The sequence below is a fragment of the Paraburkholderia gardini genome (assembly GCF_907164575.1).
In the GTDB taxonomy this organism is placed as follows: Bacteria; Pseudomonadota; Gammaproteobacteria; order Burkholderiales; family Burkholderiaceae; genus Paraburkholderia; species Paraburkholderia gardini.
Genome location: NZ_CAJQYY010000002.1, coordinates 76,960 through 92,711, shown reverse-complemented (window position 1 = coordinate 92,711; position 15,752 = coordinate 76,960). Strand labels below are relative to the sequence as shown.

Sequence of the window (15,752 nt, the reverse complement as noted above, 5' to 3'; positions counted from 1 at the left end):
GGGCGGCCACAAGGGTTATGCACGCGGGTTGTACACGCGCGGCTCACCGGACCGGTCGAAAGCCGCACACGCACCCGCTTCACGCGCGCAGCGGATAGAACAGGCGATTGAGCAGCGTGCGCACCATTGGCGCCAGTTCGCCGGCGCTCAGACCGGCAGGGCCGTTACCCTGCGCGGTGAGCGTATCGGCCGCGCGGCCGTGCAGATACACGCCCGCCAGCGCCGCTTCATACCCCGGCAGGCGCTGCGCGAGAAACGCGCCGATGATGCCGCCAAGCACGTCGCCCGTGCCGCCTGTCGCGAGTGCGGCGTTGCCGGTCGGATTGATCGCGACGCGGCCATCCGGCGCGGCGACGATCGTGCCGCTTCCTTTCAGCACGACGACACTCGCATAACGCGCCGCCAGCGACCGCGCGGCGGCCAGCCGGTCCGCTTGCACCGTGCGCGCGTCGGTGTCGAGCAGGCGCGCGGCTTCGAGCGGATGCGGGGTCAGCACGCACACGTGGCCGTTTTGCGCGCCACGCGCGTGGAGCGCGGCGGCGAGTTCGTCGTCCATCGAAATGAGGTTGAGCGCGTCCGCATCGAGCAGGATCGGGCCGGCGAATTCAAGCACGTCGTGCAGCGTGACCGAAGCCCGGTCGCGCCGGCCCATGCCGCAACCGATCGCGAGCGCATCCATCGTATCGAGCGCGAGATTGTCGACGCCGTTCAGCATCAGTTCGGGGTGGGGCGCATCGTAGGCAGGCGCGCCGCTGCCGATGAACCCGATGTGTACCTTGCCCGCCCCCGCGTAGAGCGCGGCACGTGCCGCGAGAATCGGGGCGCCGCACATGCCCGTATCGCCACCGATCACCGCAAGACTGCCGAACGTCCCCTTGTGCACCGCGAAATCGCGCGGTGGCAGGGATGAACCGAACAGCGACGGCGCGTTCAGATGCACCTGGGTATGCGCCGCCGCGCCTTCGACGCCGATCGGCGCGACCGTCACCGAGCCCGCGAGATCACGCCCCGACGCCGTGAACAACCCCGGCTTCGCGCCGATGAACGTCACCGTGTGGGTCGCGCGCACGGCCGCGCCGGAACCGACGGCATTGCCGGTATCGCTGTCGAGGCCGCTCGGCACATCGAGCGCGAGCACGTGCCCCTTGCTGTGCGCACGTTCCGACAACGTCCGGGCGAGCTCGGCGAAGACGCCTTCGAGCGGCCGCACGAGTCCGATGCCGAACATGCCGTCGACCAGCCAGCCGTAGCGATCGAACGAAGCTGGCGGTGCCGTCGCGATCGGCACGCCTGCCGCACGGGCGGCTTCGAGCGCCCAGCGGGCGTCGTCGGGCTTGACCCCGACCGGCATGCAGACGTCGACCGTGAGGCCTGCGCGGTGCAGTTCCGTCGCCATCACGAGCGCGTCGCCGCCGTTGTTTCCCGGGCCCGCGACCAGCCAGACCGGATGGTCGGCGTAGTCGAACGATTCATGGGCGTTCTGGTCGAGCAGGAAGCGGGCTGCGGCAGCACCTGCGCGGGCCATCAACGTATGCCCGGGGAGTGGCGCGGCGGCCTCCTTTTCGAGCGAGCGCAACGCTTCGACCGAAAGGAGCGGCAGCGGACGATCGTACGGATCGACGAGCGTGGCGGAGTGGGAGGGGCTGGCGGAGGCGGGCGGCGTAGTGTCGGTCATGGCGCAGGCAGGACGAAGACAAACGGAAAAGGTGCGTGCCGGTTCGAGCGCGATCGGGCGAGGCCTGCCGGCCCGGGACTGCTCGACGGCGGGCCAGCGCAGCCGCTGTAACTGCGGCGCGTCGAACGCATGCCCGCTACCGTCTTACTGTACGAGAGGCCTGCCTGGCAGAGCAACGCGGAACAAGCCCGACCGCGCCGCGCCAGACGAACCTCAATCCCGAAACCGTTCCGGCCGCAGTGCTGCAAGCGTATCGGGCGGCACATCGGGCGTCGCACCGGCGAAGAGATCAGCGATCACTTTAGCAGACCCGCACGCCATTCCCCAACCGGACGGTCCGTGCCCCGCGTTCACGAAAAGCCGCGGATGCAACGCGTTGCCGACCAGCGGCAAGCCATCCGGCGACAGCAGCTTCAGGCCTTCCCACGGCAGCGCCGCCGAGATCTTCGCGGCGCCCGGAATCCAGTCGTGCGTGGCCTGGCCGAGCAACGCGAGGGCTTCGCTGGTGAGCGCCTCGCCCAGCGGCTTGTCGACGAGGTTCGCCGGCTGCACCACCGCACCGCCGGCAATGCGCAGCCGATGATTCATGCGCGTGATCGTGATGCGTTTGACTGCATCGATCACGGTCATATGAGGCACGCACTCTTCGTGCGCGACTGGTGCTGCGAGCGTATGCATGCGCAGCGGATGCAGCGGCAGACGCAGGCCGAGCCGGTCGAGCAGCGGCAGGCTGCCGACGCCCGCCGCGACGACGATCGCGTCGCCCGCGATCACGTCGACTTCGCGCGAACGCGACGATTCGCCCGTGCGCGGCGCCAGTTCGACAGCGGCACGCTGGTTGTCGACGCGGATCGCGGTCACTTCGCGGCCGGTCTGGAACGTCACGCCGCCTTGCTCGTCGAGGTGCTGCTTCACGAGCTTGGCGAAGAGCGGACAGTTCGCGGTGCGTTCCGCTTCGAAGTACACGCCGCCTGCGAAATCGGGGTCGGTCGGCACCGAATGTTCGAGCGCGGCGCATTCGGCCGCGGAGAGCACGTGATGCGGGACTTCATGGCGGCGCAGCAGGTCGAGCGCCGGCTGGGTCAATTCCCATTCGTGGGCGGAGCGCACCACGTGAAGCACGCCGCTGCGCTGCTCGAACTCGAGGCCAAAATGCGCTTCGATATCGGCGAGCGTATCGCGCGACAGCTCGATCAGCGGGCGCAGGCGGCCCATCTGCGCTTCGAACGCGGTGGGCTCCTGCAAGGCGGCGAGGCGCTTCAGGAAATCGCGGGCACCCGCATTGAAACCGGTCTTCGTCACCACACCGCTTTTCGCGGCGCGCCGGTTTTCCATGAAGGTCGGGCCGAACCAGACGTCGAGCGCAGTGGGCAGCACGGTGCCGCTGTGGCCGTAGGTTGCGCCCTGGGCGACCGTCGCATGCCGTTCGACGACGCACACACGATGACCGGCCGCGCGCAGCTGGTAAGCGGTGGCGACGCCGGTGATTCCACCGCCAATGACAATGACATCCATGATTGTTTCGATTTGCGGGCAGGACGCGAGTGACCGGGCGAGCCCGTGTGCGTGACGTGCGGCGCGGGTGGGGGAACCTGCCGCGCCAGTCAGTGGAAAGGGCGAATGATAGCAGCCAAACGGGCCCGCCCGCCATGCTGTCCGCTGCGGCGCCATGCGATGCCGGGCCGCGCCGGACGTTGCTGCCAGAAGGTTAGTCGCGCCACGTAGGGCGGGTCTGACGGGCCGTCCCGAGGTATAATCTCCGACTTCCTTTCGCCTCCCGTCGCCTGCACGCGCGACTGATCGACGCAACGTCAAGTCCATGGCCCACTTCTCGTGTTTCCCCGGCGCTTCGGCCCTCTCCGATTTCCGTCAAACCCGCCTGCTCGATACGCTGATCCGCATCGACGCCAATATCACCGGCGTACGCGGGCAATTCCTGCATTTCGTCAACGCATCGACACCGCTTTCGGCCGATGACAGCGCGAAGATCGAGGCGTTGATGCATTACGGCGAACCGTTCGACGCAGTGAAAGAGCGCGGCACGACCGAAACCGTCCTCGTGGTGCCGCGCTTCGGCACGGTGTCGCCGTGGGCGAGCAAGGCCACCGACATCGCGCTGCATTGCGGCCTGTCGAACGTGCGCCGCATCGAACGCGGTATCGAATACACGGTGATCCTGAAGTCGGGCCTGCTGGGCGGCAAGAAAGCGCTCTCCGACGAGGCGCGCGCCGCCGTCGTCGCCGCGCTGCACGACCGCATGACCGAAAGCGTCGCACCGTTGCGCGATCACGCGATGCATCTGTTCGACGAACTGCCGGCGAAGCCGCTGCAAACCGTCGACATCCTGAAAGAAGGCCGCACGGCGCTGGAGGCCGCGAACACGGAACTGGGCCTCGCGCTCGCGGACGATGAAATCGACTATCTCGTCGATGCGTTCAGCAAGCTCGACCGCAATCCGACCGACGTCGAACTGATGATGTTCGCGCAGGCGAACAGCGAGCACTGCCGGCACAAGATTTTCAACGCCGACTGGACGATCGACGGCAAGCGTCAGGACATCTCGCTCTTCAACATGATCCGCAATACGGAGAAGTTGAACCCGCAGGGCACGATCGTCGCGTATTCGGACAACTCGTCGATCATGGCGGGCGGCATGGCGGAACGCTGGTTCCCGCGCAAGCCGGGTCCCTCGGGCGACATGGCCGAACACTACGGCCGTCACACCGAACTCACGCACACGCTGATGAAGGTGGAAACGCACAACCACCCGACCGCGATCTCACCGTTCCCCGGCGCCGCGACGGGCGCGGGCGGCGAAATCCGCGACGAGGGCGCAACGGGTCGCGGCGCGCGTCCGAAGGCGGGTCTCGCGGGCTTCACCGTGTCGAACCTCGATCTGCCTGACGCGCGCGAAACGTGGGAAAACGCCCGCGACGCCGCGCAGCCCGTCGCGCATCGCAACGAGGCCGATACGCAGGAAGCGTACGGCCGTCCGGACCGCATCGCTGCGCCGCTGCAGATCATGATCGACGGCCCGCTCGGCGGCGCCGCGTTCAACAACGAATTCGGCCGGCCGAATCTGGGCGGCTATTTCCGCGTGTACGAGCAGAACGTCGCGGGCCGCGTGCGCGGCTATCACAAGCCCATCATGATCGCGGGCGGCATCGGCAATATCTCGGACCAGCACACGCACAAGCACGACCTGCCGGAAGGCTCGCTGCTGATCCAGATCGGCGGCCCGGGCATGCGTATCGGCATGGGCGGCGGAGCCGCCAGTTCGATGGCGACCGGCACGAACACGGCCGAACTCGATTTCGATTCCGTGCAGCGCGGCAACCCGGAAATCGAGCGGCGCGCGCAGGAAGTCATCAATGGCTGCTGGCAGCTCGGCGAGAACAACCCGATTCTGAGCATTCACGATGTCGGCGCGGGTGGCCTGTCGAACGCGTTCCCGGAACTCGTCGATGGCGCGGATAAAGGCGCGCGCTTCGAGTTGCGCAAGGTCCAGCTGGAAGAGAGCGGCCTGTCGCCGCGCGAAATCTGGTCGAACGAGGCGCAGGAGCGCTACGTGCTGGCGATCGCGCCGGCCGATCTGCCGATGTTCGAGGCGATCTGCGAACGCGAGCGCTGCCCGTTCGCGGTGATCGGCGTGGCAACCGCCGAGCGCCAGCTGCAACTCGTCGACACGGACAAACACAACGCCGACGCGCACGAACCCGTCGACATGCCGATGGAAGTGCTGCTCGGCAAGCCGCCGCGCATGCATCGCGACGTGAAGCGCGAAACGGTCGCGTTGCAGCCGGTCGACGTCACGCACGTGAATCTGTCGGAAGTCGCCGTGAGCGTGCTGCGTCATCCGACGGTCGCGAGCAAGTCGTTCCTCATCACGATCGGCGACCGTTCGGTGGGCGGTACGAGCGTGCGTGACCAGATGGTTGGTCCGTGGCAGGTGCCGGTCGCCGACTGTGCGATCACCGCGGCGGATTATGCCGGTTTCCGCGGCGAAGCGATGACGATGGCCGAGCGCACGCCGCTCGCCGTCATCGATGCGCCGGCGTCGGGCCGCATGGCCGTCGGCGAAGCAGTGACGAACATTGCGTCGGCGCCGATTGCCTCGCTGGATAAACTGAAGCTGTCGGCGAACTGGATGGCCGCGTGCGGCAGCCCGGGTGAAGACGCGGCGCTCTACGACACGGTCAAGGCGATCGGCATGGAACTGTGCCCGGCGCTTGGCATCGGCATTCCGGTCGGCAAGGATTCGCTGTCGATGCGCACGAAGTGGGAAGACCGCGGCGTCGCGAAGGAAGTGGTCGCGCCGGTCTCGCTGATCATCTCGGCGTTCGCGCCGATCGAGGACGTGCGGCGGCATCTCACGCCGCAACTGCGTCGCGTGAGCGAAGTGGGCGACACGGTGCTGATCGCGATCGACCTCGGCCGCGGCAAGAACCGCCTCGGCGCGAGCATTCTGGCGCAGGTGACGCAGCAGGTCGGCGACACGGTGCCGGACGTCGACGATCCCGAAGACCTCAAGCGCTTCTTCAACGCAATCCAGTCGCTCAACGCTGACGGCAAGCTGCTCGCGTATCACGACCGCTCCGACGGCGGCTTGTGGGCGACGGTGGCGGAAATGGCGTTTGCGGGTCACGTGGGCGTGTCGCTGAACGTCGACATGCTGGTGCTCGACCCGAACCACGAATCCGACTACGGCGACGCGAAAGACTGGGCGAAGCAGACGAGCGGCCGTCGCGACGACCGCACGATTCGCGCGCTTTTCAGCGAGGAACTCGGCGCAGTGGTCCAGGTGCGCGCGGCGGACCGCGATACGGTACTGGGCGCGCTGCGCGAACATGGCCTGTCGGCGTGCTCGCACGTGATCGGCAAACCGAACGAGCGCGACACGCTCGAAGTCTGGCGCGACGCGAAGAAGATCTACGAAGCGCCGCGTACCGAGCTGCATCGCGCGTGGGACGAAGTCAGCTGGCGTATCTCGCGTCTGCGCGACAACCCCGCCTGCGCTGATGCCGAACACGACACATTGCTCGATGCAGCCGATCCGGGCATCACGCCGCATCTGAGCTTCGATCCGGCGGAAGATGTCGCCGCGCCGTTTATCTCCAGGGGCGCGCGTCCGCGTGTCGCGATCCTGCGCGAGCAGGGTGTGAACTCGCACCTCGAAACCGCCTACGCGTTCGATCGCGCCGGATTCGATGCGTACGACGTCCACATGAGCGACCTGCTGTCCGGCCGCGCGACGCTGGCCGACTTCGCGGGCGCGGTGGCATGCGGCGGTTTCTCGTACGGCGACGTGCTGGGTGCGGGCGAAGGCTGGGCGAAGACGATCCGCTTCAATCCGCAGCTCGCCGACATGTTCGCGACGTTCTTCAGCCGCGCCGATACTTTCGCGCTCGGTATCTGCAACGGCTGCCAGATGATGAGCAGTCTCGCGTCGATGATCCCGGGCGCCGAAGCCTGGCCGAAGTTCACGCGCAACAAGTCGGAGAAATTCGAAGCCCGTTTCTCGATGGTCGAAGTGCAGCCGTCGCCGTCGATTTTCTTCGACGGCATGGAAGGCTCGCGCATTCCGGTCGCGGTCGCGCACGGCGAAGGTTTCGCGGACTTCTCGCAGCAGGGGGACGCGTCGCGTGCGGCAGTAGCGATGCGTTACGTCGACAACCGCGGCGAGGCGACGGAGCAGTACCCGTTCAACCCGAACGGCTCGCAGCAGGGCATCACGTCGGTGACGACGGCCGATGGCCGCTTCACGGTGCTGATGCCGCATATGGAACGCGTGCATCGCACGGTGACGATGAGCTGGCATCCGGAAGGCTGGGGCGAGGCCAGCCCCTGGATGCGCGTGTTCCAGAACGCGCGCCGCCGGCTGGGCTGATTATTCGCGCTGAGCGATGAACCGGGCGCCGTAGCAGGTAGGTGCCCGGTTCGCAAACGCCGGACCCGGAAACGACAATGCCGCCCTCGGGCGGCATTGTCGTTCTGGAAGCAAAAACGCTTACTGGATCTTCGCGTTCTTGCGCAGACCTTCTTCGAACGCCTGCAGTTTTTCCTGCTGCATCTGCTGGACGATCTGCGCCTTCACCTGATCGAACGGCGGCGGCGCGACCGCGCGCGTGTCGTCGAGACGGATGATGTGCCAGCCGAACTGCGTGTGCACCGGCGTGTCGGTCATCTGGCCTTTCTGCAGCTTCATGGCCGCTTCGGCGAATTCCGGCACGTAGGCCTTCGGGTCCGACCAGTCGAGGTCGCCGCCGTTCTTGCCCGATCCCGGGTCCTTCGAGTACTGCTTCGCCAGATCTTCGAAGCTCGCGCCGGCCTTGATCTTCGCGATCAGATCCTTGGCCTGCTGTTCGTCTTCGACGAGGATGTGGTGAAGGTGATATTCCTTGCCGCCGCCCGTGCTCTTGACGAGGTCGTCGTAACGCGCTTTCACTTCGGCGTCGGTCGGGGCGTTGTTCTTCACGAAGTCTTCGATCAGCGCGCGCAGCACGACGGTCTGCTGCGCGACGGCGATCTGCGCCTTCACGTCAGGACGCGTCGGGATGCCGCGGCGGGCCGCTTCCTGCATCAGGATTTCGCGGTTCACGAGTTCTTCGCGCACCGCCATCTGAAGCTGCGGTGTGTCCTGCTGGCCCTGATGGACGAGCTGTTCGATCAGCGCGTCGGCGCGTGCTTTCGGGATCGGCGCACCGTTCACGACGGCGATGTTCTGTGCGAACGCAGGCGCGGCCGCGAACGCAGCCAGCAATACCCAGGAGCGGGTTTTCTTCAAGGTCATCAGAAGGTTCCTAACGGGGCAACAAGTCGAATTCTTCGGGCGTATAAGCCGTGATTGCGAGTGCGTGGATGCCGCGCTGCATGCCATCGGCCAGCGCATCATACACCAGTCGATGCCTTGCCACGCGGGCCTTGCCGGCGAATGCGGCGGCGACGATCGTGACACTGAAATGACCGCCCGTGGCGGCGCCGGCGTGACCGGCGTGCTGTGCGCTGTCGTCGCGCACGTCGATCGAGACGACCGGCGCGAGCGCCGTCGAAAGACGCGTTTCGATCAGCGTGGCGCGCTCGGCGGTGGTGGCGTTGAGGAAGACGTCAGCGCTCATCGCTCATTCCTCTTTCATGTATTTGGCGAGCCACAGGCTCTGGCCGACGATGAACACCACGAGACAGCCCGTCGCACCGAACAGCTTGAAGTTGACCCAGGCATCGGTGGAGAAGTTGTACGCGACGAACAGGTTGAGAATGCCGAGCAGCACGAAGAACACCGCCCACACATAATTGAGCTGCGCCCACACGCGATGTGGCAGCGTGATCTGCTTGCCCATCATCGCCTCGATCAGGTTCTTGTTGAACGCGAACTGCGAGACGACGAGCGCGATTGAAAACGCCCAGTACAGCACGGTCGGCTTCCATTTGATGAACGTGTCGTTATGGAGCACGAGCGTCGCGCCGCCGAACACGGTCACGACGCCGAGGCTCACCCACAGCATCGGATCGACCTTGCGGTGCCGGAAGGCGACGAAAGCGATCTGCACGAGCGTCGCGACGATGGCGACGGCCGTCGCCGTGAAAATGCCCCAGATCTTGAACGCCACGAAAAACAGGATGATCGGGAACAGGTCGAACAGGAATTTCATTATCGGGTCGGGAATCCGCAGAGTGATGCGCTCAATGGGGGCCGGTGCGCGGTGGGCAGCGGACGAAGGCGCTGCCACGCGCCTCATCCGCGCCCGCCACGGGCCGGCGGCCGGCTCGACAGGCCCGGCGGCGCAGTCCGGGCGCGGCGCCGGCGGACCGGCAGCCGGAAGGCCGCCAGAACCCGGCCGTGCCCGGCCTGCGTTACCTGGGCTCGAATTGTAGCGCAGCCGAATTGATGCAGTACCGAAGGCCCGTCGGCGCCGGACCGTCCTCGAACACGTGACCGAGATGCGCGCCGCAATTCTTGCACTGCACTTCGATGCGCAGCATGCCGTGCGAGCGGTCGGTTTTCTCGGCGATGACTTCGCCGTTGATCGGCCTGAAGTAGCTCGGCCAGCCGCAACCGGCGTCGAATTTCGTCGCCGATTCGAAGAGCGGCGTGCCGCAGCAGACGCAGTCATATACGCCGCGGTCGAAATGGTCCCAGTATTCGCCGGTGAACGGCCGCTCGGTCGCGGCCTCGCGCGTCACCCGGTACTGGGTTTCCGAAAGCTGCTGGCGCCAGGTGGCGTCGTCTTTCTGCACCGGGGGTGTGTCGGTCGTGCCGGTTTTGAGGTCGTCTGGATTCATGGTCGGGTCCTGTCGATAGGAGGGGCCTGATCGCTCGCGTGAGGGAACCGGTGCAGCCGGTTCAGCATGACGGAGCAATCAGTGAAGCGATGAAGTTCACGACGAGCAGCTGACTTCGAGCGAACTCGCCCAGTCGGGCGGCAGCGTCGCGTACGCTTCGTTTTCAGGTTGCTCGTCGAACGGACGGCGCAGCACGGCCGCCAGCCGCTCGACTTCGGAGAAGTCCTTTTCCTTCGCCTTGCGGATCGCGGTTTCCGCGAGGTGATTGCGAAGTACGAATTTGGGGTTGACCCGGTTCATTGCAATGGCCCGCGACGCGTCATCGCGGGTTTCCATCGCAAGCCGCGTCCGGTAGCCGGCGGCCCACGTATCGAACGCCGCGCGGTCGAGAAACAGGTCGCGCACCGGTGCGTCGCCGCTCGCATCGTGCTTCGACATGCGCGCGAGATTGCGGAACGTCAGCGTGAAGTCCGCCCGGTTCGCGTGCATGATTTCAAAAAGGCTGTTTGCGAGCTGGTCGTCGCCGGGCTGTTCAGTTTCGAGGCCGAGCTTGTCGCGCATGCGGCGCTCGAGCGCCGGCGCGAAACGCGCCTTGAAGCCTTCGAGCACATGCTGCGCGTCCTTGACTGCGCGCTCGCCGCGCTCGCTTTCTTCGTAACGCTCGCCGAAGAGCGGTAGCAGTCCCTGCGCGAGGCAAAAGAGGTTCCAGTATGCAATCTGCGGCTGCATCCGGTACGCGTAGCGTCCCTGGTTGTCGGAGTGATTGCAGATGTAGTTCGCGTCGAACGCATCCATGAAACCGAACGGGCCGTAGTCGATCGTGAGACCGAGGATCGACATGTTGTCCGTGTTCATCACGCCGTGGCAGAAACCGACCGCCTGCCATTCCACCATCAGGTCGGCCGTCGAGCGTACCGCTTCGCCGAGCAGCGCGAGATACGGGTCGTCGGCATCCTTTAACGCGGGATAGAAACGCTCGATGACGTGATCGGCGAGCGAGCGCAGCGCATCGACGCGATCGTTCGAATAGAAATGCTCGAAGTGTCCAAAGCGCACGAAGCTCGGTGCCACGCGCGTGACGACCGCGGCCGTTTCCACCTGCTCGCGCCGCACCGGCTGATCGGAGCCGGTCACGCAGAGCGCGCGCGTCGTCGGAATGCCGAGGTGATGCATCGCTTCCGAACACAGGTATTCGCGGATCGACGAGCGCAGCACCGCGCGGCCGTCGCCCATGCGCGAATACGGCGTGCGGCCGCCGCCTTTCAGTTGCAGCTCGAGACGCCTGCCGTCGTGTTCCACCTCGCCGATACCGAGCGCGCGGCCGTCACCGAGCTGGCCGGCCCAGACGCCGAACTGATGGCCCGAATAGACCGTCGCGTACGGCAGCGCCTGCGAGGGCCAGTCGCGCGTCGTGTTGCCCGAGAAGAATTCTGCGAACGTCGGATCCTGTGCGATCGAGGGATCGAAACCGAGCAGCGCGGCGGTCTCAGCGGAAAACCCGACGACATAGGGCGCGGGCAGGGGCGCTGCCGGCAGCCGGGTCAGGAACGTGGCGCCGAGCTGTGCAAACGAACCCGCGCGCTGGCTCCCGATTGTGCCGGCCAAAGCCGACATTGACTCCGACAGACCCGCATTGCTTGGGGAAAACGACATATTGAGCGCCTCATGTTTAACCGATATTGTAAGTCCGCGCCCGCGGGCCTGCAGGAAGGCCGCCAGCGGCCGCGCGGGGCGTATCCGGGCGCAACCCGGGCTGCACCTTTTCGGGACCATGGCGAGGAGACAATACCGATGACAACGCCGCTGCTGGGACAGATGATGGATGTGCCGCTCACTGTGTCCTCGTTGATCGCGCACGCGGCACGCCACTTCGGCGGCGTGGAGATCGTGTCGCGGCGTATCGAGGGCGACATGCACCGCTACACGTATCGCGACTGCGAGAAGCGCGCGAAGCAGCTGGCGCAGGCGCTGATCGCGCTCGGTGTGGAGCCGGGCGAGCGCATCGGCACGCTTGCCTGGAATGGCTACCGGCATCTCGAAGCGTATTACGGCGTGGCCGGTTTCGGCGCGGTGTGCCATACGATCAACCCGCGGCTCTTCCCGGACCAGATCGCGTGGATCATCAACGACGCGCAGGATCGTTACGTGCTCTTCGACACGACGTTCGCGCCGCTCGTCGATACGCTCGCGCCGCGGTGCCCGCATGTGCGCGGCTGGATCGCGCTCGCCGACGAAGCCCATCTGCCAGCGATGCAGGCCGCGCTGCCGGTGCCGCTTCTCAGCTACGAAACCCTGATCGCGGCCCACGACGGCGCGTTCGACTGGCCGCGTATCGAGGAAAGCCAGGCTTCGTATCTCTGCTACACGTCCGGCACGACCGGCAATCCGAAGGGCGCGCTGTACTCGCACCGCTCGACGGTACTGCATGCGTTCGGCGCATCGTTACCCGATGCCATGGGCCTCTCCTCACGCGATGCCGTGCTGCCCGTCGTGCCGATGTTCCATGTGAACGCATGGGGCATTCCGCACGCCGCGCCGCTGACGGGGGCGAAGATCGTTTTCCCCGGCAAGGATCTCGACGGCAAGTCGCTCTTCGAATTGATGGAAGCCGAGGGCGTCACGTATTCCGCTGGTGTGCCGACCGTGTGGCTCGGGCTGCTCAACTATCTGAAAGAAGCGCACGTGCGCTTCACGACCCTCGAACGGACTGTGATCGGTGGCTCGGCGTGTCCGCCGGCGATGTTGCGGGTCTTCGAGGACGACTATGGCGTCGAAGTGATCCACGCGTGGGGCATGACCGAGATGTCGCCGCTCGGCACGCTCGCGAAGCTCACGTGGGAGCAGTCGCGGCGAGCGCCGGACGAGCAGCGCAAGCTGCGCGAGAAGCAGGGCCACGTGATGTACGGCGTCGACATGAAGATCGTCGGCGCGGACGGCCATGATCTGCCGTGGGATGGCGTTGCGTTCGGCGATCTGCACGTGCGCGGACCGTGGGTGATCCAGCGCTACTTCCAGAAGGACGAATCGCCGTTGATCGACGGCTGGTTTCCAACCGGCGACGTCGCGACGATCGACCCCGACGGCTTCCTGCACATCACCGACCGCAGCAAGGACGTGATCAAGTCGGGCGGCGAGTGGATCAGTTCGATCGATCTGGAGAACATCGCCATCGCGCATCCGGCGGTCGGCGAAGCGGCGTGCATTGCCTGCGCGCATCCGAAGTGGACCGAGCGGCCGCTGCTGGTGATCGTGAAGCGTCCCGGCATGGACGTCACACGCGAGGAACTGCTCGCGTTCTACGATGACAAGGTCGCGAAGTGGTGGATTCCCGACGACGTCGTGTTCGTCGACGAACTGCCGCACACCGCGACCGGCAAGCTCCTGAAGCTCAAGCTGCGTGAACAGTTCCGCACGCACATCCTGCCTTCAGCGCTCGACATTCCGGATTGCCCGTTTCCGGAACCGTCCTGACCCCAGACGCTTTATAGCTGTAGCCCGGACACGTTCGGAACGGGCCCGCGATGCGGGTCCGCCCACGGACTACGGGCAAACCCCGTGTCGCAATAAATTGAACGAGCGTGCTTTTTTGTGTATTCTGCTCCTGATCCTGGAATATCGGACAATGAGTTCGACGAACCGTCGGACAATGAGCCGGCAGGCAATTTTCGCGCAGCCAGGCGCATGGAGGCAGGCACATGGCAGTGGATTACACAACCCGTGACGGCGTCGCCGTCATCACGCTCAACAATCCCCCGGTCAACGGTCTCGGTCTGTCCACACGGGCCGGTATCGTGGAAGGCATCGAACGCGCGCTGAACGACGCGTCTGTGACCGCGATCGTGCTGACGGGCGCCGGCAACGCGTTTTCCGGCGGCGCGGACATCACCGAATTCAACACGCCGAAAGCCACGCAGGAACCGACGCTCGCGACCGCCATCAACGTCGTCGAAGGCAGCGCGAAGCCGGTCATCGTCGCGATTCACAGCGTCGCGATGGGCGGCGGTCTGGAACTCGCGCTTGGCACGCATTACCGGCTCGCTGCGCCGGGCGCGCAGATCGCGCTGCCCGAAGTCAAGCTCGGCATCCTGCCGGGCGCGGGTGGCACACAACGTCTGCCGCGCGCGATCGGTCTCGAAGCCGCGCTCAACATGATCGTGTCGGGCGCGCCCGTCATGTCGGAAAAGCTCGCGGGCTCGGGGCTCTTCGATGAAATCGTCGAAGGCGATCTGCTCGAAGCCGCGCTTGCGTTCGCACGCAAGGTCGGCGCTCAGGCGGGCCCGCATCCGCGTGTGCGAGATCGCAAGATCGAGCATCCGAATGCCGAAGGCTTCATCCAGTTCGTGCGTAACGGCGTCGCGGGCGTCGCGAAGAATTTTCCCGCCCCCCACAAGTGCATCGATGCAGTTGAAGCTGGTGTGAAAAACGGCTTCGACAAAGGCCTCGCGTTCGAGCGCGACTGCTTTGTCTCGCTCGTGCAGACGCCGGAAAGCCGCGCGCTGCGTCATGCGTTCTTCGGTGAACGTGCTGCGAGCAAGATTCCCGATGTGCCTTCCGATACGCCGGTTCGCGACATCCGGCAGGTCGCCGTGATCGGCGCCGGTACGATGGGCGGCGGTATCGCGATGAACTTCGTCAACGCCGGTGTGCCGGTCACGCTGCTGGAAACGAAACAGGAAGCGCTCGATCGCGGCGTCGCGACGATCCGCAAGAACTACGAAGGCACCGTCAAGAAGGGCAAGCTCACGCCTGAGGCGCTCGAACAGCGCATGGCGCTGATCACGCCGACGCTGTCGTACGAAGATCTCGGCAACGCAGACCTGATCATCGAAGCGGTATTCGAAGAACTCGGCGTGAAAGAGCAGGTGTTCACGCGTCTCGACGAAGTGGCAAAAAAAGGCGCGATCCTCGCATCGAATACGTCGACGCTCGATCTGGACAGGATCGCCGCGTTCACGAAGCGTCCGCAGGACGTGGTCGGCATGCACTTCTTCAGCCCGGCTAACGTGATGAAGCTGCTCGAAGTGGTGCGCGGCAAGGACACATCGAAAGACGTGCTCGCCACCGTCATGAAGATCGCGAAGAAGATCAAGAAGACCGCCGTGGTCTCTGGGGTGTGCGACGGCTTCATCGGCAACCGGATGATCGAGCAGTACATCCGTCAGGCGCTCTTCATGCTCGAAGAAGGCGCGTTGCCCGCGCAGGTCGACCGCGCGATCGAGAAGTTCGGTTTCGCGATGGGCCCGTTCCGCATGAGCGACCTGGCCGGCAACGACATCGGCTGGGCGATCCGCAAGCGCCGCTATCAGGAACATCCTGAGATGCACTACTCGAAGATCGCGGACCGTCTGTGCGAAACGGGGCGCTTCGGGCAGAAAACGGGCGGGGGCTGGTACGACTACAAGGCGGGCGACCGCACCGCGCATCCGTCGAAGCTGGTCGAGGAGATGATCGTCGCGTTCTCGAAGGATGTGGGCGCCGAACGCCGCAAGATCAGCGACGAGGAAATCGTCGAACGCCTGGTGTTCGCGCTCGTGAACGAAGGCGCGAAGATTCTTGAAGAAGGTATTGCGTCGAAGGCGTCGGATATCGACATGGTGTATCTGACCGGCTACGGCTTTCCGCTGTGGCGCGGTGGCCCGATGCTGTATGCGGACACTGTCGGCCTGTACAACGTCGAGCGCGCGATTCGACGCTACGCTTCGCGCCCGAACGGCGACGCGTGGCAGATCGCGCCGGCCATTGTCGAGCTCGCCGCGAAAGGACGCGGTTTTAACGGCTGAACGCGACACGCCAACCG

At 65.5% G+C, this 15,752-nt stretch carries 10 protein-coding genes; 3 read left to right on the top strand and 7 right to left on the bottom strand.

Annotated features, from left to right (window positions below; translation table 11 throughout):
* Positions 1-79: 79 nt before the first annotated feature.
* A complete protein-coding gene (locus tag LPA34_RS01895) occupies positions 80-1,675 on the bottom strand; it encodes an NAD(P)H-hydrate dehydratase (RefSeq protein WP_228974323.1) in 1,596 nt (531 codons plus the stop codon).
* A gap of 213 nt (positions 1,676-1,888) precedes the next feature.
* Positions 1,889-3,190, bottom strand: a complete 1,302-nt coding sequence (locus tag LPA34_RS01890; protein WP_228974320.1) for an FAD-dependent oxidoreductase — start codon at positions 3,188-3,190, stop codon at positions 1,889-1,891.
* 304 nt (positions 3,191-3,494) lie between these two features.
* Between LPA34_RS01890 and purL the strand changes: the two genes are divergently transcribed.
* Positions 3,495-7,562: a phosphoribosylformylglycinamidine synthase gene (gene purL / locus LPA34_RS01885; RefSeq protein WP_228974317.1), complete on the top strand. Its 4,068-nt coding sequence runs from the start codon at positions 3,495-3,497 to the stop codon at positions 7,560-7,562.
* A 120-nt stretch (positions 7,563-7,682) separates the two neighbouring features.
* On the opposite strand, the gene LPA34_RS01880 is transcribed toward purL, so the two are convergent.
* From LPA34_RS01880 to LPA34_RS01860, 5 genes are all read right to left on the bottom strand, one after another.
* On the bottom strand, positions 7,683-8,465 hold the full coding sequence (locus LPA34_RS01880) for a peptidylprolyl isomerase (protein ID WP_228974316.1): 783 nt from the start codon (positions 8,463-8,465) through the stop codon (positions 7,683-7,685).
* A 10-nt stretch (positions 8,466-8,475) separates the two neighbouring features.
* Positions 8,476-8,790, bottom strand: a complete 315-nt coding sequence (locus LPA34_RS01875; RefSeq protein ID WP_228974314.1) for a BolA family protein — start codon at positions 8,788-8,790, stop codon at positions 8,476-8,478.
* A gap of 3 nt (positions 8,791-8,793) precedes the next feature.
* A complete protein-coding gene (locus LPA34_RS01870) occupies positions 8,794-9,324 on the bottom strand; it encodes a septation protein A (RefSeq protein WP_228974311.1) in 531 nt (176 codons plus the stop codon).
* A 202-nt stretch (positions 9,325-9,526) separates the two neighbouring features.
* Positions 9,527-9,955: a peptide-methionine (R)-S-oxide reductase MsrB gene (gene msrB, locus LPA34_RS01865; protein ID WP_228974309.1), complete on the bottom strand. Its 429-nt coding sequence runs from the start codon at positions 9,953-9,955 to the stop codon at positions 9,527-9,529.
* A gap of 96 nt (positions 9,956-10,051) precedes the next feature.
* Positions 10,052-11,608 (bottom strand): protein adenylyltransferase SelO, encoded by a 1,557-nt coding sequence (locus LPA34_RS01860; RefSeq protein WP_228974308.1) that lies wholly within the window; start codon positions 11,606-11,608, stop codon positions 10,052-10,054.
* Between the two features lie 138 nt (positions 11,609-11,746).
* Between LPA34_RS01860 and LPA34_RS01855 the strand changes: the two genes are divergently transcribed.
* Complete coding sequence (locus LPA34_RS01855) at positions 11,747-13,426, top strand: 3-(methylthio)propionyl-CoA ligase (RefSeq protein ID WP_228974306.1); 1,680 nt, start codon at positions 11,747-11,749, stop codon at positions 13,424-13,426.
* A 224-nt stretch (positions 13,427-13,650) separates the two neighbouring features.
* Positions 13,651-15,735 (top strand): 3-hydroxyacyl-CoA dehydrogenase NAD-binding domain-containing protein, encoded by a 2,085-nt coding sequence (locus LPA34_RS01850; protein ID WP_228974304.1) that lies wholly within the window; start codon positions 13,651-13,653, stop codon positions 15,733-15,735.
* The last annotated feature ends 17 nt before the right edge of the window (positions 15,736-15,752 follow it).